Below are 23,457 nucleotides of genomic sequence, written 5' to 3'. Positions count from 1 at the left end.
GCATGCTGCCTTTCCTGTTCAGACGCCTGGCGTCGGCCATCGTCACCCTGGCGCTGGCGACGGGCGTGGTCTTCATCGCCATCCACCTGCTGCCGGGCGATCCGGTCGCCATCATGCTGGGCGATCAGGCCGGCAGCGATCCGGTGGCCGTGGCGCGGGTGCGCTCCCAGCTCGGCCTGGACCTGCCGCTAGGCACGCAGTTCACGCACTGGGCCGGCGCGCTGGCGCGCGGCGACCTGGGCGTGTCGCTGCGCACCGGCGAGCCGGTGGCCGACGAGCTGGCGCGGCGCATTCCGCGCAGCCTGGAACTGATCGGCGCCGGCCTGCTGGTGGCCGTGCTGCTGGGAGTGCCGCTGGGCGTGGTGGCGGCGCGCTCGCGCGGCCGGCTGGCGGGCGCCGCGGCCTCGGTGGTGGCGGTGGCCGGCTTCTCGGCGCCGGTGTTCGTGCTGGGCATCCTGCTGGTGCTGCTGTTCAGCCTGGCGCTGGGCTGGCTGCCGTCGTCGGGCTTCGTGGCGTTCTCGGACGATCCCGCGCAGCACCTGCTGGCGCTGATTCTGCCGTCGCTGACCATCGGCCTGAACTTCATGGGCGTGGTGGCGCGCATGACCCGCGCCAGCCTGTCAGACGTCATGGGCCGCGACTACGTCAAGCTGGCCCGCGCCAAGGGTCTGCCGCGCGGCAAGGCGATCCTGCGGCACGCGCTGCCCAACGCGCTGGTGCCGGTCATCGCCATCGTCGGCGTGCGCGCCGGCAACCTGCTGGGAGGCACCGTCATCATCGAGGCCCTGTTCGACTGGCCGGGCCTGAGTTCGCTGCTGGTGAGCGCTGCCTTCTCGCGCGACTATCCGGTGATCCAGGGCTCGCTGCTGGCCATCTTCGCCTTGTTCATCCTGATCAGCCTGGTCATCGACCTGGCGCAGGGTTTCGTCGACCCCCGCATCCGCAGGCCCTCCGCATGATCGCATTCCTTCGAGCTTCCAAGGCCGGCGTGCCGGTGCACCTGGCGCTGGGCTTCCTGACGGTGGTGGTGCTGGCCGCCGTCTTCGGGCCGGCGCTGGGGCTGGCCGATCCCTATCTCATCGACGCCGCCAATCTGCTGTCGTCGCCATCCTGGCAGCACTGGCTGGGCACCGACGAGCTGGGGCGCGACCTGCTGGCCCGCGCGGTGTACGGCGCCCGCGTGTCGCTGTCGGTGGCCGCGGCCGCCGTGATCCTGGCCGGCGTGCTGGGCGTGGCCGTCGGCGTGGGCGTGGCATTCCTGGGCCGCCGCGCCGAAGCGGCTGCCATCCGGGTGGTGGACGTGTTCGTGTCGCTGCCGGAGATTTTCGTGGCGCTGGTGGTGCTGGCCTTCATCGGCGGCAACCTGCCGACGCTGGTCGCCACCATCGGCGTGCTGTACGCGCCGCAGTTCGCCCGGGTCGCGTGGGGCGTGGCGCGCGGCATCCGGGCGCGCGAGCACGTGCTGGCGGCCAGTTCGCTGGGCGCGGGCACCGGCTGGATCATCTGGCACGAGGTGCTGCCCAACATGCGCTCCATCATCGCGGTGCAGGCCTCGTTCACTTTTTCCTTCGCGATGCTGCTGGAGGCGGGCCTGAGCTTTCTCGGGCTGGGCGTGCGTCCGCCGGTGCCGTCGTGGGGGCAGATGGTCGGCTCGCTCAAGGATTACCTGTTCACAAATCCATGGCCTGTGCTGGTGCCGGCGCTGGCGCTGTTCTTCACGGTGCTGGCCGTCAACGTGCTGGGCGACTGGCTGCAGGACGCGCTCAATCCGGAGTTGCAACGATGAGCCCCGAAACGGATGTGCTGCTGTCGGTCAGGAACCTGACCGTCGATTTCGACACGCCGCAGGGGACGTTCGCCGCGGTCAAGGGCGTGGACCTGACCCTGCGGCGCGGCGAGGTGGTGTGCCTGGTGGGCGAATCGGGCTCGGGCAAATCGGTCACCGGCTTTTCCCTGATGGGATTGGTGGACGCGCCCGGACGGGTCGCGGCCGACGAGCTGCGTTTCGCCGGCCGCGACCTGTTGCGCGCCACCGAGCGCGAACGCGACGCGCTGCGCGGCAAGGACATCGCCATGGTGTTCCAGGAGCCGATGACCGCCCTCAACCCCGGCCGCAACGTCGGCAGCCAGATTGCCGAAGTCATGCGCATCCATGGCGACATCGGCCGCCAGGCCGCCTGGGAGCGGGCGGTGGCGCTGCTGGAGCGGGTCGGCATCCGCGAACCGGCGCAGCGCGCCAAGGCCTATCCGCATGAGCTGTCCGGCGGGATGCGGCAGCGGGTCATGATCGCCATCGCCTGCGCCTTGTCGCCACGGCTGATCATCGCCGACGAGCCGACCACCGCGCTGGACGTGACGGTGCAGGCCCAGGTGCTGGAACTGCTGTTTTCGATCCAGGCCGAGACCGGCGCCGCCGTGCTGTTCATCACGCACGACCTGGGCGTGGTGGCCGAGATCGCCGACCGCGTGGTGGTGATGCGGGCGGGCGAAGTGGTGGAGGAGGGCGACGTGGGCCAGATCTTCGGCCGGCCCGCGCATCCCTACACCCAGGCGCTGCTGGCCGCCGTGCCGGACGTCGACGCGCCGCGCGATCGCGGCCGCCGGCTGGCGCGGCGTGCGCGGGCCGAGGCACAAGGATCCTCATCATGAGCGAATTCATTTTGCGCGCCGAAGGCGTCACCAAGGATTATGTCGCCACCCGCGGCCTGCTGGGCCAGCCGACGCGGCTGGTGCACGCGGTCAGGGGCGTCAGCCTGGCGGTGGCGCCGGGCACCACACTGGCGCTGGTAGGCGAATCGGGATCCGGCAAGAGCACCCTGGGCCGCTGCATCGCCGGACTGTTGCGTCCAACCTCAGGCCATATCGAGCTGGCGGGCCACGACGTGCGCCATCTGGCGGGCAGTCGGCTGATGGCGTTCCGGCGCCAGGTGCAAACGATTTTCCAGGATCCCTATTCCAGCCTGAATCCGCGCCGCCGGGTCGGCGACGCCATCATGGACGGCATGGTGATCCACAAACTGTACTCGCCCGACGAGCGCCGCGACCGCATGCAGGCGCTGCTGGCGCGGGTGGGACTGCGGCCCGAGCACGCGCAGCGCTTCCCGCACCAGTTCTCGGGCGGCCAGCGCCAGCGCATCGCCATCGCCCGCGCCCTGGCGCTGGAGCCGCGCTTCATCATCGCCGACGAGGCCGTGTCGGCGCTCGACGTCTCGGTCAAGGCGCAGGTGCTGGACCTGCTGGCCGACCTGCAGGCCGAGCAGGGGCTGACCTACCTGTTCATCTCGCACGACCTGGGCGTGGTGCGTCATTTCGCCGACCGGGTCGCCATCATGGCCGCGGGCGAACTGGTGGAAGAGGGCGAGTGCGACCGCATCTTCGAGGCGCCCGCGCAGGACTACACGCGCAGGTTGATCGCCGCCGTGCCGCGCCCCGATCCGTCGCGCCGTCGCCTGCGCCAGGCGGCCTGATCCGGGGCGCGGGCTTGACGCGGATCAAGCCCGCGCATCGGCCGCGGCCGTTGACGCGTTTCCGAACGTCCTACAAGGCGCCGCGCACCTTTTTGGCCGGATCCTGCGTGCTACCATCGGCGCCTTCGAGGGGATGCGAATGCACACGGGCGCCAATACCGGGAGACGATGGACCGCGTTAGCCGTGGCGTTCCTGTTCGTGTTCCAGGCGCTGATCGCCTCCGCCGCGCTGCCCGGCCCCGGCGCCAGGGCGGGCGCCACCACCATCATCTGCACGGCCAGCGGCCCGCGCGTGGTCACGCTGGACGCCGAGGGCGGCGTCGCGCAGGACGCGCAACAACACAGCGGCGCCTTGCCGCATTGCTGCTTCGCCGGCTGCGCCATGCTCGGCGCCGCGGCGTTGTCCGGGCTGCTGCCGCTGGCCTGGCGCCTGCCCGTGGTGCGGCAGGCGCTGCCGGCGCCCACCGTCGACATCCACTTCTCCAGCGCGCAGGCGCGATTGCCGCGGCAGTCGCGCGCGCCGCCCGTCCTGGCCTGAACCCCACCCGTTCCCGTTGTTGCTGGCGCGCCTTGCTTGCGGCCCGCGTGGCCGCGCGCGTCCAGCCCGTTCAGATCCAGAGACTCTCATGCACAAGAACAACGACATCCTGCGGGCGACCGGCCTGGCCTGCGCCCTGGCCGCGTCGTTTCCCGCCTGGCCGCAGGCCGCCGGCGTCGACGCCATCACGACCGTCGATCCGGTGGTGATCACCGGCGTGGCCCCGAGCGCGCCGCTGACCTTCACGACCGACCCCAAGATCCCGCGCCAGCCCCTGCCGGCCAGCGACGGCACCGACTACCTCAAGACCATTCCCGGCTTTTCGGCCATCCGCAACGGCGGCACCAACGGCGACCCGGTATTGCGCGGCATGTTCGGCTCGCGCCTGAACATCCTGACCAACGGCACCTCGATGCCCGGCGCCTGCCCGGCGCGCATGGACGCGCCCAGCTCGTACATCTCGCCCGAAAACTTCGACAAGCTGACCGTCATCAAGGGCCCGCAGACGGTGCTGTGGGGGCCGGGCGCCTCGGCCGGCACCATCCGCTTCGACCGCGACACGCCGCGTTTCACCGAGCCCGGCGTGCGCTTGGACGGCAGCCTCGTGGGCGGATCAAACGGCCGCAACGACCAGGCCGCCGACCTGACCGTGGGCAACGACAAGGTCTACACCCGCATTACCGCCAACCACTCGCACGCCCAGGACTACAAGGACGGCGACGGCAACAAGGTGCCGTCGCGCTGGGACAAGTGGAACGCCGACCTGGCGCTGGGTTTCACGCCCGACGCCGACACGCTGTACGAGCTGACGGCCGGCACCGGCGATGGCAACGCGCGCTACGCCGGGCGCGGCATGGACGGCTCGCAGTTCAAGCGCGAAAGCTTCGGCCTGCGCTTCGAGAAGCGCAACCTGGGCGGCGTGCTGGACAAGCTGGAGGCGCAGCTCTACTACAACTACGCAGATCACGTGATGGACAACTACACGCTGCGCACGCCGGACCCGCACGGCATGATGCCGATGGCGATGGCCTCGAACGTGGATCGCGCCACCTGGGGCGGGCGCGTCGCCGGCACCTGGAACCTGGCGCCGGACCTGAGCCTGGTGACCGGACTGGATTTCCAGCAGAGCCGGCACCGCTCTCGCAGCGGCACGGACACGGTCTCGTACCGCTCGCAGAACTGGGTCAAGGACGCGAGCTTCGCCAATACCGGCCTGTTCGGCGAGCTGACCTGGCACGCCACGCAGGACAGCCGCATCATCGGCGGGGCGCGGGTGGACTGGGCCTCGGCCAAGGACTTCCGCCGCGACAATGGTTCGATGATGATGCCGATGCCCAACCCGACGGCCGGCGAACGCCGCAACGAGACGCTGCCCAGCGGCTTCCTGCGCTACGAACGGGACCTGGCGGACCTGCCGGCCACGGTGTACGTCGGCCTGGGCCACGCGGAACGCTTCCCGGACTACTGGGAACTGTTCTCGCCGAAAAAGGGACCCGACGGCTCGGTCAATGCGTTCCGCGGCGTCAAGCCCGAAAAGACGACGCAGCTCGATTTCGGCGCGCAGTACAAGACCGAGACCCTGGATGCCTGGCTGTCCGGCTACGCCGGCTATGTCGACGACTTCATCCTCTTCGACTACGCCAAGCGCGGCATGGGGGGCATGGGAGGCATGGGCGGCATGCATGGCGGCCATGGCGGACACGGCAGTTCGACGCAGGCCGCCAACATCGACGCCCGCATCGCCGGCGGCGAACTGGGGCTGTCCTACCAGGCGGCGCCGCGCTGGAAGCTGGGCGCGACGCTGGCGTATGCCTGGGGCCAGAATCGCAGCGACGGCCGCGCCTTGCCGCAGATGCCGCCATTGGAGGCCAAGCTCAGCGCCGCCTACGACGACGGCACCTGGTCGGCCGGCGCGCTGTGGCGGCTGGTGGCGGCGCAGCGCCGCTACGCGCTGAACCAGGGCAACGTGGTGGGCAAGGACTTCGGCCCCAGCGCCGGCTTCGGCGTGTTCTCGCTGAACGGCGGCTACGCGGTCAGCAAGCAGGTCAAGCTGTCGCTGGGCGTGGACAACCTGTTCAACAAGACCTACGCCGAGCACCTGAACCTGGCGGGCGACGCCGGCTTCGGCTTTGCCGCCAACACGGCCTTCAATGAACCCGGCCGCACCCTCTGGGCGCGCCTGAGCTTCAAGTACTGAGCGCCGTCCGGATCCGCTTGAGGTCCCGTTCCAGCTCGATGCGCATCGCTTTCAGCAACGCCCGCGCGTTTTCCGAAAGCGGTGTGCCGGGCCGGAACACCAGCAGGCACGCAAAGCCGATGTCCAATTCCAGCGGCTTGATGGCCAGCCCGCGCGCCAGGTAGTCCAGCGCCATGACCGGATGCACCATGCCGATGCCCACGCCGTGCAGGGCGAACTCGCAGACGGAGTTGGAGTAGGGCGTCTCCAGCACCGGGCGCAGCGCCAGGCCCTGGTCGTGCAGCGCCGCTTCCAGCCGTCGACGGCTGGCGTCCTCGGGGTTGAGCGCGATGAAGGCGTGCTCGGTCAGGTCGCGCAGCGTGATGCGCGGCCGCGCCGCCAGCGGATGGCGGCTGTGCATGGCGATCACGCCCGGCAGCCGCAGGAATTCCGAGTGCTCCAGGCCGGCTACCGACAGCTCGTCGGCCATCAGGCCGAAATCGAGCTGGCCGGCCGTGACCTGCCGCAGCACCTCGCGCGAACTCATGATCTGGAACGACATCTGGATGCGGCGGTCCTGCAGGCCGAAGGCGGCAATGGCGCGCGGCATGAAACCGGTGCCCAGCGCCGGCAGCGAGCCGACCGCCAGGCGCCCGACGCCGAACGATTTCAGGCTGCGGATGCGGTGCTCGATCAACTCGAAGCCGGCGAAGCAGCGGTCCACTTCCTCCATCAGCGCGCCGGCCTCCTGGGTCGGCACCAGCCGGCCGCGCACGCGCTCGAAGAGGCGCAGTTCCGACGAGGTTTCCAGCTTGCGGATGGCCTGGCTCACCGCCGGCTGCGAAATGCCCAGCAGGGTGGCGGCCTTGCTGGTGGTGCCGGCCTGCATCACGGCCCGGAAGACCTGGATCTCGCGCATGTCCATCTATAAGTCCCGCTTATTGACTAAGTTTTTTCGATTGTTGAGGCAATGGTGGGAAAGACAGACACTGGCGCTGTTCCCGATCACTCCTAAGCCCAGCAAATAGAGTAGATGAAAGCTATCAATCAGACTAATAGAGATTTCGCCAGTCTCTCGCCCGCCGTCCAGCGGGCCTCCACCGTGGTGTTCGATTCGCTCGACGCCTTCGTCAACCGCAAGCACCGCCAGCCCGACGGCTTCAGCTACGGCGTCACCGGCACGCCCACCGCGCGCCTGCTGGAAGACCGCATCGCCGCGCTGGAAGGCGGCCGCCACTGCGTCATCACGCCGTCGGGCGCGGCGGCGCTGATGACGGTGGTGATGGGCTTCGTGCGCGGCGGCGACCACCTGCTGCTGTCGGCCGCCTGCTACGGCGCGCTCAAGACCTTCGGCGAGAAATGGCTGGCGCACATGGGCGTGGACGTCGAGCTGTACGACCCGTCCATCGGCGCGGGCATCGAGGCCTTGATCCGCCCGGCCACCCGCATGATCTGCATCGAGGCGCCAGGCACCGTCACCATGGAAATGGTCGACGTGCCCGCCATCGCCGCCGCCGCCCGACGCCATGGCGTGCTGACCATGATGGACAACACCTGGGCCAGCCCGCTGGGTTTCCAGCCGCTGGCGCACGGCGTCGACTTCAGCGTCGAGGCCGCCACCAAGTTCTTCGGCGGCCATTCGGACGTGCTGATGGGCAGCATCAGCATGAACGACGCCGACCACTACGCCGTGTTGCGCGAGACCCAGAGCATCCTGGGCCAGCAGGTCAGCCCGGACGATTGTTTCCTGGTGCTGCGCGGCCTGGAGACGCTGGCGCTGCGGCTGCGCGCGCAGAGCGACGCGACGCTGCGCGTGGCCGAGTGGCTGCAAAGCCAGCCGCAGGTCGAGCGCCTGCTGTATCCGCCGCTGCCGTCGGACCCGGGCCATGGCCTGTGGAAGCGCGACTTCCGCACCAACGGCTGCCTGTTCTCGATGGTGCTGACGCCGGCGCCCGAGGCGGCTTTCAACGGTTTCTTCGATTCGCTGCGTCATTTCGCCATCGGCGCCAGTTGGGGCGGCGTGCACAGCCTGGCCGCCTATTACCCGGCGGGCTTGCAGGCGGGCCGTGCCTTCCCGGCGACCGACCGGCCGATCGTGCGCCTGTCGATCGGGCTGGAGGACGTGGACACGCTCAAGGACGACCTGCGCGGCGCGCTGGCGGCGTACCAGGCGCAACGCTGAGCGCCGGCCGGCAAGGGTGCAGGCCGAGCGTTCGCCGCTGGCGCCGCCCCGCACGCCGGCTCGCGCCGAATCCAGTTCAACACACCGGCCGGCCGCGCATGGCCGACCGGCACGAAGCGCCCCGAGGCGCTCACCACATAGCAAGGGGAATTGCCATGTTCAGCTTCAAGCAGACTTACCGTTGTCTCGCCCTGGCCATCGCGGCCTGCGTCCCGGCCGCCGTGCCGGCCCTGGCCGCCGCCCAGCCCGCGGCGCAACCCGCGACACAAACCGCGACACAAACCGCGACACAAACCGCGACACAAACCGCGACACAAGCGCCCGCCGCCGGCGCCTCGCCGGTGGCGGCGGCCGTCACCCAGGCCAACAGCCCCACGGTCGACCAGATCCGCGCCCGCGGCTACGTCATCTGCGGCTCCGGCCATGGCACCACCGGCTTCTCGGCGCCCGACAAGGACGGCAACTGGAAGGGCCTGGACGTCGACACCTGCCGCGCCATCGCCATCGCGGTGCTGGGCGACGCCAGCAAGACGCGCTTCGTGCCGCTGACGGGCCAGCAACGGCTGACCGCCTTGCAGACCGGCCAGATCGACGTCCTGCCGCGCACCACCTCGTGGACCCTGCGGCGCGATGCCAACGGCATCAACTTCACCTACCCGAATTACTACGAGTACGACGCCTTCATGGTGCGCAAGGACCTGGGCATCACCCAGACCAAGGACATGAACGGCGCCACCATCTGCGTGCAGACCGGCTCGACCAACGAGGTCACGGTGGCCGACCTGTCGCGCAAGTTCAAGCTGGGCCTGAAGACCGTGCTGTTCGACAACGTCGCGGCCTCGCGCCAGGCGTTCTTCTCCGGGCGCTGCGACGGCCTGATCACCGACGCCTCGGCGCTGGCGGCGGTGCGCGCGACCCAGGCGCAGAACCCGGACGACTACGTGATCTTCCCGGCCAGCGGCCACAGCGAGGCGCTGACGCCGTCGGTGCGCCATGGCGACGACCGCTGGTTCGACATCGTCAAATGGGTCATCCAGGTGCCGATCGCCGCCGAGGACATGGGCATCACCCAGGCCAACGTCGACGACATGCTCAAGTCCGACGATCCGCGCATCGCCCGCTTCCTGGGCAAGGAGCCCGGCAACGGCAAGGCGCTGGGGCTGGATGAGCGCTGGGCCTACAACATCGTCAAGCAGCTGGGCAACTATGGCGAGATCTTCGAGCGCAACGTCGGCAAGAACAGCCCGATGAAGCTCGAGCGCGGCATGAACCGCCTGTATCGCGACGGCGGCCTGATGTACCCGTACGTCTTCAACTGAGCGGCGGGCGGGGCTCATCATGTTCAAGCGACTCTGGTTCGACGGCCGCGCCCGGTCCGTCCTGGCGCAACTGCTGATCGCCGGCGCCTTCGTCGGCGGCGTGGGCTGGCTGGCCTGGAACGCCCACGCCAACCTGACCCAGCGCGGCATCGCCATGGGTTTTGACTACCTCGGCGAGGCGGCCCGTTTCCCCATCGCCGAAAGCCTGCTGGCCTACCAGCCCACCGACAGCTACGGCCGCGCCTTCCTGGTGGGGCTGGCCAACACGCTGTACATCTCGGCGCTGGTGATCGCGGCTTCGACGCTGCTGGGCTTCGGCCTGGCGCTGGCGCGCCGCAGCCGCCATCCGCTGGTGACGGGCGTGGCCACGGTCTACCTGGAAGCCGTGCGCAACACGCCGCTGGTGGTGCAACTGCTGTTCTGGTACAGCCTGGTGACGATCAACCTGCCGCCGGCGCGGCAGGCGCTGCAGCCGCTGCCGGGCGTGTTCCTGTCGGTGCGCGGGCTGTTCTTTCCGAGCCTGTCGTTGCAGGGCGATACCGGGCCGCTGTGGTGGGCGTTGGGCGCGGCGGCGCTGCTGCTGTGGGGCGCGTGGCGCCTGGCGCGCCGGTCGGTGGCGCCGCGCATGCCGTGGCGCAGCCTGGGCCTGGTCGCGGCGCTGGCATTGGTGGCCGCCGTGGGGCAGTGGGGCGGCGCCACGCTGCACGCCGACGTGCCGGCGCTGCGCGGCCTGAATTTTGCCGGCGGCAGCGCCTTCACGCCGGAATTCACCGCCTTGCTGGTGGGACTGACGATCTACTCGGCCGCGTTCTCCGGCGAGATCATCCGCGGCGGCATCGACGCGGTGCCCGCCGGCCAGTGGGAAGCGGCCCATTCGCTGGGCCTGAAGCCCGGCGCCGCGTTGCGCTGGATCGTGGTGCCGCAGGCGCTGCGCGTGATCATCCCGCCGATGACCAGCCAGTACCTGTCCATCATCAAGAACACCACGCTGGCGCTGGCGGTGGGCTACCCGGACCTGTCCTTCGTCATCACCACCACCATCAACCAGACCGGCCAGGCCATCGAGGGCGTGGCGGTGCTGATGGCGGTGTACCTGAGCATCAGCCTGAGCGTGTCGCTCTTCATGAATCTGTACAACCGCCGCATCCTGAGGACGCAACGCGCATGAGCCTGTCCCATCCTTCCTCTCTGCCGCGGGTTCTGCCGCCGCCGGCGGACCGCCGCGACAGCGCCTGGCATCGCCTGTTCGGCAGCGCCGTCAGCGCGCTCGCCACCGTGGCCACGCTGGCGCTGGTGCTGGCCGCGGCCGGCAAGCTGCTGAACTGGGCGGTGCTGGATGCCGTCTGGCCGGGCGCCACGGGCGCCGTCTGCCGTCAGGCCAGCGGCGCCTGCTGGGCCTTCCTGGGCGAAAAAATGCGCCAGATCCTGTTCGGCATCTATCCGCCCGGCGAGCAATGGCGGCCCACCGTGGTCTGCCTGTTCATCCTGGCGATGACGGTGTTCTCGCTCAGCCCGCGCCAATGGCGCGCCCGCACGGCGGTCATCTGGATCGCGGGGCTGCTGGCGGGCCTGGCGCTGATGCAGGGCGGCATGTTCGGCCTGGCGCGGGTGCCAACCTCGTCTTGGGGCGGCCTGCCGATCACGCTGCTGCTGGCAGTATGCGCGCTGGGCGCTGGCCTGCCGCTGGGCGTGCTGCTGGCGCTGGGACGCCGCGGCAGCCTGCCGACGGCGCGCTTCATCAGTATCGGCGTGATCGAGCTGATCCGGGGACTGCCGCTGGTCAGCCTGCTGTTCATGGCCTCGATCGTGCTGCCCATCATGCTGCCGGCCGGCATGACCATCGACAGTCTGCTGCGCGCCGGCATCGCGCTGACGGTGTTCTCGGCCGCCTACCTGGCCGAGGTGATCCGCGGCGGCCTGCAGGCCATTCCGCCCGGGCAGGCCGAGGCCTCGCGCGCGCTGGGGCTCTCATGGTGGCAGATGACGCGTCTGGTGGTGCTGCCGCAGGCGCTGCGCAAGGTGATCGCGCCGCTCACCAACACCGCCATCGTGATGATCAAGAACACCAGCCTGGTGCTGATCGTGGGCCTGTTCGACCTGCTCAGCTCGGGGCGCGCGGCGTTGACCGATCCGGCCTGGCCCACGCCCTACGTCGAGACCTATCTCTTCATTGCATCGATCTATTTCTGCATCTGCTTCGGCCTGTCGCGCTATTCGATGTGGCTGGAGCATCGCTATAAAAAAGGGGAACTCCGATGACCACGCCTTGCGCCGCCACGCCGCCCGCCATCGCCATCGCCGGCATGCACAAGTGGTATGGCGACTTCCATGTGCTACAGGACATCAACCTGCAGGTCCGGGCGGGCGAGCGCCTGGTGATCTGCGGGCCGTCCGGTTCCGGCAAATCCACCATGATCCGCTGCATCAACCGGCTCGAACGCCACCAGCAGGGCTCCATCGTGGTCAACGGGGTTGAGCTGAGCGACGACCTGCGCGCCGTGGACGGCGTGCGCACCGACGCCGGCATGGTGTTCCAGCACTTCAACCTGTTCCCGCACCTGACCGTGCTGGAGAACTGCATCCTGGCGCCGACCCAGGTGCGGCGCATGCCGCGCGCGCAGGCGGTGGATCTGGCCATGCGCTACCTGGAGCGGGTGCGCATTCCCGACCAGGCCGGCAAGTACCCGGGCCAGTTGTCGGGCGGGCAGCAGCAGCGGGTGGCCATCGCCCGCTCGCTCTGCATGCAGCCGCGCATCATGCTGTTCGACGAGCCGACCTCGGCGCTGGATCCGGAGATGGTCAAGGAAGTGCTGGACACCATGACCTCGCTGGCCGAGGACGGCATGACCATGCTGTGCGTGACCCACGAGATGGGCTTTGCCCGCAACGTCGCCGACCGGGTGGTGTTCATGGACGGCGGCCGCATCATCGAGATGGGCGAGCCGGGCGATTTCTTCGACAACCCCCGGCATGAACGCACGCGCGCCTTCCTGGAGCGCATCCTGCATTAAGGAGGGCAGGGCGGCGGACGCAGCCATCAGGCCCGGTTTGTTTATGAAAATGGAAACCATTATCATGCATGCCTCTGTCGATTGTGCGTCATGTCCTCGCGTCCGTCCCGTCCCTCCGGCTTCCTGGCCTATTACGAAGAGCTGCTCGCGGTCTGGACCCGCAAGCTGGGCTGCCGCGACGCCGCGCGCGACCTGGCCCACGACGCGCTGGTGAAGTGCCTGGAAACCGACCCGGCGCAGGTGGCGCAGCCGCGCGCCTATCTGCACCAGGCCGCGCGCAATGCGGCCGTCGACCAGTTCCGCCGCGACGGCGGGCAGGAATGGGTGCCGCTTGATACCATTGCCGACCACGCCAGCCCCTTGGGCGACCCGATGGCCCAGGCGCGCACCGGCCAGCTGGGCCAGGCACTGGAAGCGGCGCTGGCGGAACTGCCGCTCAAGTGCCGCCAGGTGTTCGTCTGGCAGCGGCTGGAAGGTCTGACGCAGGCCGAGATCGCCGAACGCATGGGATTGAGCAAGAACATGGTCGAGAAATACATGATCCGTACCGCGCTGCATCTGCGCGAGCGGCTGGGGGCGTATGCGCCCCACTGACGCCGCATCGCCCGGGCAGGCCGGCCGCGAGGCCGGCGCCGACGCCATCCGCGCCGAGGCGGCGCGCTGGTTCGCGCGCGCCCATTCCGGCGAGTGGGACGCCGCGCGGGAACAGGCGCGCGCCGACTGGCTGGCGGCCGATCCGCGCCACGCCTATGAGTACCGCCTGCTGGAATCGATCTGGCAGGCCGCGGACGCCGTCGCGCCCGAGCGCCTGCGCGCCCTGGCCGAAGCGCCGCGCCGCACGGCCCGTTCCGGACGGCGCGCCGCGCTGGCCCTGAGCCTGGGCGCCGCGATCGTCGCCGTGGGCGGCTGGGCGCTGTGGCCGCGCGGCGCGGGCTGGACCGAATACCAGACACAGATTGGCGAACTGCGCAGCGTGGCGCTGTCCGACGGTTCCCGCGCCGAATTGAATAGCAACAGCCATATCCGCGTGCGCTTTGACGATGCCGAGCGGCGCGTGCTGCTGGTGGCGGGCGAGGCGCTGTTCTCGGTCGAGAAGAACGCCGGCCGCCCGTTCGTGGTGGATGCCGGCTTGGGCACCGCCACCGTGACCGGCACGCGCTTCGACGTGCGCCGCGACGCGGACCAAGTGCGGGTGCTGGTGGAGTCGGGTTCGGTCAAGGTGGCCGGCGCGCACGACGCGGCGGCCGTGCCGGTCGCGGCCGGGCAGGGCGTACGCATCGGAGCGGCCGGGCAGGCTGGAGGGGTCGAGCCCGCCGACGTGGCGGCGACGCTGGCCTGGCGCGGCGGCCAGATCCGCTTCAGCAATACCGACCTGGCCACGGCGGCGCGGGAAGTATCGCGGTACCGGCAGCATCCTGTCGTGCTGGGAGCCGGGGTGGCGCATCTCACCGTGACCAGCGTGTTCCAGACCCGCGACACGGACGCCTTCCTGACGGCTTTGCCGCACATCCTGCCGGTGCAGGTGCGCCAGCTGGCCGACGGCCGCAGCGAGATTTCGGCGCGTTGACGCTGTTACAAAATAGTTCGGCCGGGTATTCAGGTTTTTTTGCCGTATTGCGTCTTCTTCTTGATTCCGTGGGGCATGGGGCCCATCGATGACGGATCAGGAGCAGAAGCTGTGGTTCACAAGAAAATGGGACAAGGCGCGCCGGTGGCCGCGCGCCTGACGATGGCCGCGATGGCGGCAGTGCTGGCGTTCGGTCCGGGGATGGCCGACGCGCAGGCGACGGCGCCCGTCGCCATCGACATGCCGGCGCAATCGCTCGACCAGGCGCTCAAGCGGCTGGCCGAAACGCACGGCCTGCAGATTTTCTATGCGCCCCAGACCGTGGCCGGCATGCAGGCGCCGGCGCTGTCCGGGTCCATGACGCCGCAACAGGCGCTGGCCGCGCTGCTGCAGGGCAAACCATTGCGGCTGCGGCAGGAAGGCTCGGCCACCATCATCGAACCCGAGGCGGCCAGCGGCGGCGCCACCGTGATGGCGCCGATCGAGGTCAGCGCCTCGCGCACGGCCAGCAACCTGGTCAGCCCCGTGCAGCAGACCATCGTGCTGGAGCGCGACGCCTTGCAGGAACTGCGCACCGGCTCGGACAGCCTGGCCAGCGTGCTGGCCAAGACCGTGCCGGGCATGGCCGATTCCAGCCGCACCATGACCGACTATGGCCAGACGCTGCGCGGACGCGGCGTGCTGGTGCTGGTGGACGGCATTCCGTTGAACACCAACCGCGATTCGTCGCGCAATCTGGCCAACATCGACCCGGCCACCATCGAGCGCGTCGAAGTGCTGCGCGGCAGCAGCTCGATCTACGGCGCCGGGGCCACCGGCGGCATCGTCTCGATCACCACCCGGCCCGCCGGCGGCGAACCGGTGGCCGAAACCACCGTGACCGCCGTCAGCCCGCTGAGCCGGCTGAATTCGGACGGGCTGGGCGGCCAACTGCAGCAGCATTTCGCTGGCAGCCAGGGCATGCTGGACTACGCGCTGGACCTGGGCGCGCGCCACAACGGCGCCTCCTACGACGCGCGCGGCCGCCGCATCGCGCCCGAACCCAGCCAGGGCGATCTGTTCGACTCCAACATCTACAGCCTGGGCGGCAAGCTGGGCCTGCGGCTGGACGACAAGCAGCGCCTGCAGCTGTCGGCCAGCTACTACAACGCCGACCAGCATTCCGATTACACCTCGGATCCCTCGGTCGGCCGCCTGCCGCCGGGCACGGCGCGCGCGCTGCCGCTCAGCGGCCTGGACCTGGCCGACCAGAACCAGATCCGCAACACGCTGGTGAACCTGGAATACCAGCACCTGGACCTGCTGGGCAGCAAGGTCACGGCGCAGATGTACTACCGCGACTACTACACGCGCTTCACGCCGTTCGACGCGCGCGCCGTGGTCACGCGCGGCGGCAACGTCGACCAGGTGATGCAGAACAGCAAGGTGTTCGGCAGCCGGCTGACGATCGACACGCCGCTGGGCGAGCAGTCGAAACTGCTGTGGGGCATGGACTTCAACCAGGAACGCAGCGACATGCCGATCGACGTGTTCGACGCGGCGGCCTACGACGCCAGCGGCGGCCGGGTGTTCCGCAAGACCGGCCGCCTGACCTACATGCCCGAGCTGACCTCGCGCAGCACCGGTATCTTCGGCCAGCTGGAGCACCGCTTTAACGAGCAATGGTCGGTGCAGGGCGGGGCGCGCTACGAGTACGCCACCGCCCGCTTCGGCGACTTCGTGCCGCTGTCGCAATCGCGCGTGGCGTCGCCAGCCTCGGTGCGGGGCGGCTCGGTCAGCTACGACGCCTTCCTGTTCAACGCCGGCCTGACCTACGCGCCGATCCGCGGCCAGGAGCTGTACGCCAACTTCAGCCAGGGCTTCCAGCTGCCGGACATCGGCGTGCAGATGCGCAACGCGCGGCCGGGCTTCGACATCGGCTCGTCGGACCTGCAGCCGGTCAAGACCAACAACTACGAGCTGGGCTGGCGCGGCGGGGTGGGCAACACCACGGCGTCGCTGGCGCTGTTCTACACCACCTCCAAGCTGGGCGATGTGCAGAGCTTCAACAACGGCCTGATCCTGACCCGCACCGAGGAGCGCATCCACGGCATCGAGGCGACGGTGGACTACCTGACCGACGACGAGAAGTGGGGCACGGGCGGCACGTTCACGTGGATGAAGGGACGCGAGCGGCCCGACAACGGCCAATGGCGCGACATGACCGGCTACCGCATCCCGCCGCTCAAGCTCACCGCGTACTTGCAGTACCGGCCCAACGAGCGCTGGAGCAACCGCATCCAGGCCAATTACTTCGGGGCCAAGGACTACCGGCTGGATGGCGTCGAGAGTTTCGGCCGCCGCGACGTGGGCAGCTACTTCACGGTGGACCTGATGAGCCGCTACCAGGTCACGCCGAAGGACACGCTGATCGTCGGGATCGAGAACCTGTTCAACCGCGACTATTACCCGCTCTATAGCCAGTTGATGCGCACCAGCACCAATACCAGCCGCCTGCCGGCCCCGGGCACGGTGCTGACGCTGACGTACCAGCATCGCTGGTAGCGACCGGGAAGGGGCAAGGGGCAAGGGCCGTCGGCGTGTTTTAATACGCGTTTTACGAGCCCTTGAACCCTGACACGGTTCCCCTGCCTCATGTTGCGCCTGACCGAAATCATCCTGCCCCTGTCGACCTCCCAGGACGACATCGAAAACACCCTGCGCGCCGCGGCCTGTAGCCGCCTGGGGATCGCCCCGGAAGCCCTGCGCGCGTTGACCATCTTCCGCCGCAGCTATGACGCGCGCAAGCGCAGCGCCATCACGCTGACCTATTCCGTGGATGTCGAGGTGGCCGACGAGGCCGCCGTGCTCAAGCGCGTCGCCGGCCTGCGCACGGTGATGCCGACGCCGCCCATGGAATACCAGTACGTCGGCCACGCGCCGGCCGATCTGCCCGAGAGCCGTCGCCCCGTCGTGATCGGCTTCGGCCCCTGCGGCCTGTTCGCGGCGCTGATCCTGGCCCAGATGGGGTTCCGGCCCATCATCCTGGAGCGCGGCCGGGTGGTGCGCGAGCGCACCAAGGACACCTGGGGGCTGTGGCGCAAGAACACCCTGCAGCCGGAGTCGAACGTGCAGTTCGGCGAGGGCGGGGCGGGCACGTTCTCGGACGGCAAGCTCTCGACCCAGGTCAAGGACCCCAAGCATTACGGCCGCAAGGTGCTGCAGGAATTCGTCGCCGCCGATGCGCCGCCCGAGATCCTGTATGTCAGCAAGCCGCACATCGGCACCTTCCGCCTGGTCAAGATGATCGAGCAGATGCGCGCGCAGATCGCCGCGCTGGGCGGCGAGTTCCGCTTCGAGAGCCGCGTGGACGATATCGAGATCGAGGACGGCCGGGTGCGCGGCGTGCGTCTGGCGGGCGGGGAGTTCATTGCCGCCAGCCACGTGGTGCTGGCGGTGGGCCACAGCGCCCGCGACACCTTCTGCATGCTGCACAAGCGCGGGGTGTTCATGGAAGCCAAGCCGTTCTCGCTGGGGTTCCGCATCGAGCATCCGCAGTCGGTGATCGACCGCGCCCGCTTCGGTCCCAGCGCCGGCCATCCGGTGCTGGGCGCGGCCGACTACAAGCTGGTGCACCATGCCGGCAACGGCCGCGCGGTCTACAGCTTCTGCATGTGCCCGGGCGGCACCGTGGTGGCCGCCGCGTCGGAGCCCGGCGGCGTGGTCACCAATGGCATGAGCCAGTATTCGCGCAACGAGCGCAATGCCAATGCCGGCATCGTGGTCGGCATCGAGCCCAAGGACTTTCCCGGCATCGAGGACTCGCCGCTGGCGGGCATCGACTTCCAGCGCCATTGGGAAAAGCGCGCTTACGAACTGGGCGGCGGCGATTACAGCGCGCCGGCGCAGTTGGTGGGCGACTTCCTGGCGGGCCGGCCGTCGACCGCGCTGGGCAGCGTCATGCCGTCGTACAAGCCGGGCGTGACGCTCACCGACCTGTCGTCCAGCCTGCCGGACTACGCCATCGCCGCCATCCGCGAAGCCCTTCCGGCGTTCGAGCGCCAGATCAAGGGCTTTTCCATGCACGACGCGGTGCTGACCGGCGTCGAGACGCGCACCTCGTCGCCGCTGCGCATCACGCGCCGCGACGATTTCCAGAGCATGAACACCGACGGGCTGTTCCCGGCGGGCGAGGGCGCGGGCTACGCGGGCGGCATCATGTCGGCCGCCATCGACGGCATGAAGGTGGCCGAGGCGGTGGCGCTGCACCTGCTGGGCCGCGACGACATCACCGGCGGCAATCGTCGCGGCGCCAGCGACGACTATTGATACGCGCCCGGGCCGTTGGCGACCGGGCGCGTTTGCTGCGCCTGGCGCGGCGCATCGAGGCCGGCATGGTGATCCTGGAGGGCGGCCGCGGCGCCGCCCATCCCTCGCCGCAGCTCATTCCGCCTTCATGTTGGCGCTCTTGACGATCCCGCCCAGCCGCTTGTCCTCGGCGGCGATGAAGCTGCCGAACTTCTCCACCGAGCCGGGAATCGCCTCGTAGCCCGCGTCCGCCAACTGCTGCCGGACCTTGGGCGTGGCCATGACGTCGGCGATGGCCTGGTTCATCGCCTTGATGACGTCCTGCGGCGTGCCCTTGGGCGCATACATGCCGCCCCAGTGGGTGATGTTGATCTGGGCGAAGCCCTGTTCCGCCGTGGTGGGCGTGTCGGGCAGCAGCGGCGAGCGGTGGTCCGCCGTGGCCGCCAGCGCGCGCACCCGGCCCGAAGCGATATAGCTGCGCACCGACACCGCCGCCTCCGAGGCCGCGTCGACCTGGCCGCCCATCAGCGCGGTGGAACTCTCGGAACCGCTCTTGTAGGGCACGACCGTGACCGGCACCTTGAGCGCCTGGCCCAGCATTTCCGCGACGAAGTGGCCAGTGCTGCCGGTGCCGGCGGTGGCGAACAGGATGGGGCGCTTCTCCTTGGCGGCCTGTTGCTGCCAGTCCTTGAGCGAATGGATCTTGCTGTTGGCGCTGACGACAATGACCGAGGACGATTCGAACAGCAGTCCGACCGGCACCAGATCGCTGTCCTCATAGGGCATCTTGCTGCGCAGCAGCTTGTTGGTGATGGCGCCATTGCCGGCCACCAGGAAGGTGTAGCCATCGGCCGGGGCCTTGGCCACCATGTCCGAGCCGATGATGCCGCCCGCCCCGGGGCGGTTGTCGATGATGACGGGCTGCTTGAGATGATCGGACAGCCCGGTGGCGAAGATCCGCGTCATGTTGTCGAGCTGGCCGCCCGCCGAAAACGGCACGACAAGTCGCACCGGCTTCTCGGGCCAGGCGGCGGCGCTCGCGGCGGACGCCGTCATCACGCCCGCCGCGAGCGCGAGGGCGTACAGGGGATGCTTGAATCGGTCGAACTTCATGTTGTCTCCTTGGTAGGGCGTGAGGCGCTGCCTCATCTTTATGGTTGTGAAACGCGCTGCGAATCCTCCAGGGCCTGGCGCAGCACGGCGGGCAGGATGCCGCCCGCGCGCCAGATATCCATTTCGTGTTCGTTGTCCAGGCGGCAGAGCAGCGCCAGCGTGCGCGGCGCGCCAACGCCGCGGATCACGCACCGCGCCTCGCCCTGGGGCGCCAGGTCGGCCGGAATCTCGAGGTCGAACGTCTCGCTGCCGTCCAGGCCCAGCGTCAGGCGCGTGACGCCTGACGGCAACTGCAGCGGCAGGACGCCCATGTTCACCAGGTTGGAGCGGTGGATGCGCTCGAAGCTCTCGGCGATGACCGCGCGCACGCCCAGCAACCGCGTGCCTTTCGCTGCCCAGTCGCGCGACGAGCCATTGCCGTAATCCTTGCCCGCGACCACCACCACCGGCACGCCCGCGTCGCGGTAGCGCATGGCCACGTCGTAGATCGGCTGGATCTCGCCGTCGGGCTGGTGGCGCGTCAGTCCGGCCGGGCCTTGTGGCAGCAGTTCGTTGACCAGCGTCGGCTGCGCGAAAGTGGCGCGCATCATCACGCGGTGGTTGCCGCGGCGCGCCAGGTAGGTGTGCAGCGCATCGGCCGGCACGCCCAGCGACAGCAGGTAACGCCCGGCGCTCGATTCGGGCGGGATCTCGTTGGCGGGCGAGATATGGTCGGTGGTGACCGAGTCGCCCAGGATGAGCAGGGCGCGCGCGCCCTCGATGCGCACCGCGCCGGTCTGCGGCGGCACGTCCAGATAGGGCGGGCGGCGCAGGTAGAGGCTGTCGGCGTCCCACGGATAGCAGGCGCCGCTGCCGCCGGGCAGGGCCTGCCAGGCCGGATCGCCCTCGAATACGTCGCGGTAGCGTTCGGTGAACATCGCCGGCCGCAAGTAGCCTGCCACCACGGCGTCGATCTCGGCGTCGCTGGGCCACAGGTCCGCCAGCATCACGGCCGTGCCATCGGCGCGCCAGCCGACCGCTTCGCGTTGCAAGTCGCGCATGACCGTGCCGGCCAGCGCATAGGCCACCACCATCGGCGGCGACACCAGGTAATTGGCGCGCGCCAGCGGATGGACACGGCCGGGGAAATTGCGGTTGCCCGACAGCACCGCCGCCACGCGCGGCGAGCCGTCCGCAATGCGTTGCTCCACCGCCGGCGCGAGCGAGCCCGACAGCCCGGCACAGGTCGCGCAGCCATAGCCGGCGGCGTGAAAACCCACCGCGTCCAGCGCGTCCTGCAGTCCGCTGGCGCGCAGGTAGTCGGTCACCACCCGCGAGCCGGGCGTGAACGACGTCTTGGTCCACGCCGCGGGCCGCAGCCCCAGCGTCCGCGCCTTGCGCGCCAGCAGCCCGGCGGCCACCAGCAGGCGCGGATTGGAGGTGTTGGTGCAACTGGTGATCGCCGCCAACACCACCGCGCCCTGCGGCAGGTCGGCATGCTCATGGCGGGGCAGGGCGGCGGTGGCCTTGGCGAAGGTCAGCGGCACTTCCTCCAGCGGCAGGCGGTCCTGCGGCCGGCTGGGACCGGCCGCCACGCGCGTGAACTGCGACAGATCGACCTCGACCAGCCGGCTGTAGCCGGGACGTTCCTGCGTGCGCCAGAGCCCGGCGGCCTGGGCATAGCGCCGCACGCGTTCGATGTGCGCCGCGTCGCGGCCGGTGCGGGCCAGATAGGCCAGGGTTTCCTCGTCGACCGGGAAGTAGGCGCAGGTCGAGCCGTACTCGGGCGCCATGTTCGCCAGCGTGGCGCGGTCTTCCAGCGATAGCACGCCGTCCAGCGCCTCGCCGGTGAACTCGACGAACTGCGCCACCACCTTGGCCTCGCGCAGGACGCGGGTCAGGTTGAGCACCAGGTCGGTGGCGGTGACGCCAGGCGCCGGCTGGTTGAACAACCGCACGCCGATGACCTCGGGCGCGCGCAACACCAGCGCGTCGCCCAGCATCGCGGCCTCCGCCTCGATACCGCCGACGCCCCAGCCCAGCACGCCTAGGGCATTGACCATGGTGGTGTGGCTGTCGGTGCCGACCAGGGTGTCGGGACAGGTCACCGCCGCGCCCTGCGGCGTGCGCCGCATGGTGGCCACCTCGGCCAGGTACTCGATGTTGATCTGGTGCAGGATGCCCTTGCCGGGCGGCACCAGGCGCAGATTGTCGAACGCGCCCTGGGCCCATTTGAGGAAGGTGTAGCGTTCGCGGTTCTGGCGGTATTCGCGCGCCTCGTTGGCCTGGCGCGCGCCGGCATGGCCGCCTTCCTCGGCGATCAGCGAATGATCGACGATCAGGTCGGTGGGAATGAGGGGATTGATGCGGCGCGGGTCGCCGCCGCGCGCCTGCAGCGCATCGCGCATGGCGGCCAGGTCGATCAGGCTGGGAATGCCGCTGACGTCCTGCGCCAGCACCCGCGTCGGATGCAGCCAGACATCGGCGGGCGCGTCCGGCGCTGGCGCGTCGGGATGATAGGCCTGCAACAGGGCCAACGCGTGCGGCCGATGGCCGTGGAGGGCACTTTCATGCCGCAACGCGTTCTCGATCAGCACGCGCGCCACGTAGGGCAGGCGGCCGGCCTGCAGGCCGTGCTCGGCGGCGAAGGCCGGCACGCTGAAATGGCGGCCATATTCCGCGTCCGGGTCATAGGCCTGCAGATAGGGATCTTGCTCGGGGGGCTGCACGATGCGTTTGTCTCCGTTCCGTTGTCGCCGGGTCGGCGCCCGGCTGTCTTCAGCGCGTATCAGGCGGCCTTGCCAGCGTACAGCGCGTCCAGCCGCGCTTCATAGGCGAAATAGCCGATGCTTTCATAGAGTTCCATGCGCGTCTGCATCTGGTCGATCATGCCGCGCTGGGTGCCGTCGCGGCGGATCGCCTCGTAGGTGCGCTGGGCCGCGCGGTTCATGGCGCGAAACGCCGACAGCGGATAGAGCACCATGGCGACCTGGGCGGCTGCCAGTTCCTGCACCGTCAACAGCGGCGTCTGGCCGAATTCGGTGATGTTGGCCAGGATGGGCGCTGGCAGCGCGCGGGCGAAATCGCGGAAGCCCTCGAGGTCGTGGACCGCTTCGGGAAAGGCGATGTCGGCGCCGGCCTCGATGCAGGCGGACAGCCGCTCCAACGCGCTCTGCCGGCCTTCGCTGGCCAGCGCATCGGTGCGGGCGATGATGACGAAGTGCGGATCGGTACGGGCGTCGACCGCCGCCTTGATGCGATCGACCATCTCCGGCAGGGACACCACTTCCTTGTTGGGGCGATGGCCGCAACGCTTGGCGCCGGCCTGGTCCTCGATCTGCATGGCGGCGGCGCCGGCGGCGATCATCGAACGGGTGGTGCGCGCCACATTGAAGGCCGACGCGCCAAAGCCGGTGTCGACATCGACCACCAGGGGCAGGGGGCAGACCTCGGTGATGCGGCGCACGTCCGTCAGCACGTCCTCCAGGCCGACGATGCCCAGGTCGGGCACGCCCAGCGAACCCGCCGCCACGCCGCCGCCCGACAGGTAGATGGCGCGAAAGCCGGCCTGCCGCGCGAGCAGCGCGTGGTTGGCGTTGATGGCGCCGACCACCTGCAGAGGCTGCTCGGCCTGCATCGCCATGCGCAGCCGCAGGCCGGCGCTGGCCGGCAGGTCGGGTTCGGGGGAAGTCATCATGGGGAGCTCCGTGGTGGGTAAGGGCAGGGGAGGAATGACTTCCATCAAGCAAGATACATGCCAATCGCATCCGCACTGGGGCCGAAGGCGGTGGAGCGGGGTAGGGTTTTCATAATTGAAA

The 23,457-nt window shown here is 69.5% G+C and carries 19 protein-coding genes; 15 read left to right on the top strand and 4 right to left on the bottom strand.

What is annotated here, in order from left to right; translation table 11 throughout:
* The first annotated feature begins 2 nt into the window (after window positions 1-2).
* The 6 genes from ACUDCK_RS14095 to ACUDCK_RS14070 all read left to right on the top strand — a co-directional run bounded on the left by ACUDCK_RS14095 (window position 3) and on the right by ACUDCK_RS14070 (window position 6,202).
* A complete protein-coding gene (locus tag ACUDCK_RS14095; protein ID WP_054502463.1) occupies window positions 3-959 on the top strand; it encodes an ABC transporter permease in 957 nt (318 codons plus the stop codon).
* Window positions 956-1,786 carry an ABC transporter permease gene (locus tag ACUDCK_RS14090; RefSeq protein WP_175167792.1) on the top strand — a complete coding sequence of 277 codons (831 nt, stop codon included), beginning with the start codon at window positions 956-958 and terminating at the stop codon, window positions 1,784-1,786. The genes ACUDCK_RS14095 and ACUDCK_RS14090 overlap by 4 nt, the downstream gene beginning before the upstream one ends.
* On the top strand, window positions 1,783-2,649 hold the full coding sequence (locus tag ACUDCK_RS14085; RefSeq protein WP_144657371.1) for an ABC transporter ATP-binding protein: 867 nt from the start codon (window positions 1,783-1,785) through the stop codon (window positions 2,647-2,649). The genes ACUDCK_RS14090 and ACUDCK_RS14085 overlap by 4 nt, the downstream gene beginning before the upstream one ends.
* The gene (locus tag ACUDCK_RS14080) at window positions 2,646-3,467 is read left to right on the top strand and encodes an ABC transporter ATP-binding protein (RefSeq protein WP_175167793.1); all 822 of its coding nucleotides are present in this window, start codon (window positions 2,646-2,648) and stop codon (window positions 3,465-3,467) included. Before ACUDCK_RS14085 ends, ACUDCK_RS14080 begins: the two co-directional genes overlap by 4 nt.
* Before the next feature lie 139 nt (window positions 3,468-3,606).
* Window positions 3,607-4,005, top strand: coding sequence for a DUF2946 family protein (locus ACUDCK_RS14075; RefSeq protein WP_175167794.1), 399 nt, complete (start codon window positions 3,607-3,609; stop codon window positions 4,003-4,005).
* Window positions 4,006-4,093: 88 nt separating this feature from the next.
* Window positions 4,094-6,202 (top strand): TonB-dependent copper receptor, encoded by a 2,109-nt coding sequence (locus ACUDCK_RS14070; RefSeq protein ID WP_175167795.1) that lies wholly within the window; start codon window positions 4,094-4,096, stop codon window positions 6,200-6,202.
* Here the strand turns inward: ACUDCK_RS14070 and ACUDCK_RS14065 are convergent.
* Window positions 6,192-7,106, bottom strand: a complete 915-nt coding sequence (locus tag ACUDCK_RS14065) for a LysR substrate-binding domain-containing protein (RefSeq protein WP_116793526.1) — start codon at window positions 7,104-7,106, stop codon at window positions 6,192-6,194. The genes ACUDCK_RS14070 and ACUDCK_RS14065 overlap by 11 nt on opposite strands.
* A gap of 108 nt (window positions 7,107-7,214) precedes the next feature.
* Here ACUDCK_RS14065 and metC point away from each other — a divergent pair, with 108 nt between their 5' ends.
* From metC to ACUDCK_RS14020, 9 genes are all read left to right on the top strand, one after another.
* A complete protein-coding gene (gene metC / locus ACUDCK_RS14060; protein WP_054502470.1) occupies window positions 7,215-8,363 on the top strand; it encodes a cystathionine beta-lyase in 1,149 nt (382 codons plus the stop codon).
* 155 nt (window positions 8,364-8,518) lie between these two features.
* Window positions 8,519-9,682 (top strand): amino acid ABC transporter substrate-binding protein, encoded by a 1,164-nt coding sequence (locus ACUDCK_RS14055; RefSeq protein WP_175167796.1) that lies wholly within the window; start codon window positions 8,519-8,521, stop codon window positions 9,680-9,682.
* A 19-nt stretch (window positions 9,683-9,701) separates the two neighbouring features.
* A complete protein-coding gene (locus ACUDCK_RS14050; RefSeq protein ID WP_175167797.1) occupies window positions 9,702-10,850 on the top strand; it encodes an amino acid ABC transporter permease in 1,149 nt (382 codons plus the stop codon).
* The gene (locus ACUDCK_RS14045; RefSeq protein WP_175167798.1) at window positions 10,847-11,941 is read left to right on the top strand and encodes an amino acid ABC transporter permease; all 1,095 of its coding nucleotides are present in this window, start codon (window positions 10,847-10,849) and stop codon (window positions 11,939-11,941) included. Before ACUDCK_RS14050 ends, ACUDCK_RS14045 begins: the two co-directional genes overlap by 4 nt.
* Window positions 11,938-12,693 carry an amino acid ABC transporter ATP-binding protein gene (locus ACUDCK_RS14040; RefSeq protein ID WP_269873916.1) on the top strand — a complete coding sequence of 252 codons (756 nt, stop codon included), beginning with the start codon at window positions 11,938-11,940 and terminating at the stop codon, window positions 12,691-12,693. Before ACUDCK_RS14045 ends, ACUDCK_RS14040 begins: the two co-directional genes overlap by 4 nt.
* Before the next feature lie 90 nt (window positions 12,694-12,783).
* Window positions 12,784-13,287, top strand: coding sequence for a sigma-70 family RNA polymerase sigma factor (locus ACUDCK_RS14035; RefSeq protein WP_049073825.1), 504 nt, complete (start codon window positions 12,784-12,786; stop codon window positions 13,285-13,287).
* Window positions 13,274-14,260 (top strand): FecR family protein, encoded by a 987-nt coding sequence (locus ACUDCK_RS14030; protein WP_175167799.1) that lies wholly within the window; start codon window positions 13,274-13,276, stop codon window positions 14,258-14,260. The genes ACUDCK_RS14035 and ACUDCK_RS14030 overlap by 14 nt, the downstream gene beginning before the upstream one ends.
* Window positions 14,261-14,422: 162 nt before the next feature.
* Window positions 14,423-16,804, top strand: coding sequence for a TonB-dependent siderophore receptor (locus ACUDCK_RS14025; RefSeq protein ID WP_244976936.1), 2,382 nt, complete (start codon window positions 14,423-14,425; stop codon window positions 16,802-16,804).
* 90 nt (window positions 16,805-16,894) lie between these two features.
* Window positions 16,895-18,568 carry an NAD(P)/FAD-dependent oxidoreductase gene (locus ACUDCK_RS14020; RefSeq protein WP_175167800.1) on the top strand — a complete coding sequence of 558 codons (1,674 nt, stop codon included), beginning with the start codon at window positions 16,895-16,897 and terminating at the stop codon, window positions 18,566-18,568.
* Between the two features lie 114 nt (window positions 18,569-18,682).
* On the opposite strand, the gene ACUDCK_RS14015 is transcribed toward ACUDCK_RS14020, so the two are convergent.
* The 3 genes from ACUDCK_RS14015 to prpB are packed head-to-tail and all read right to left on the bottom strand — an operon-like array spanning window position 18,683 to window position 23,336.
* On the bottom strand, window positions 18,683-19,660 hold the full coding sequence (locus ACUDCK_RS14015; protein WP_054502477.1) for a Bug family tripartite tricarboxylate transporter substrate binding protein: 978 nt from the start codon (window positions 19,658-19,660) through the stop codon (window positions 18,683-18,685).
* A gap of 38 nt (window positions 19,661-19,698) precedes the next feature.
* On the bottom strand, window positions 19,699-22,368 hold the full coding sequence (gene acnA / locus ACUDCK_RS14010) for an aconitate hydratase AcnA (RefSeq protein ID WP_054515229.1): 2,670 nt from the start codon (window positions 22,366-22,368) through the stop codon (window positions 19,699-19,701).
* 59 nt (window positions 22,369-22,427) lie between these two features.
* A complete protein-coding gene (gene prpB / locus ACUDCK_RS14005; protein ID WP_054502479.1) occupies window positions 22,428-23,336 on the bottom strand; it encodes a methylisocitrate lyase in 909 nt (302 codons plus the stop codon).
* Window positions 23,337-23,457: the final 121 nt, after the last annotated feature.

The sequence above is a fragment of the Achromobacter sp. CF-sbj1-Ac2-l genome, assembly GCF_052698165.1.
This window is presented reverse-complemented; position numbering and strand designations above follow the sequence as displayed.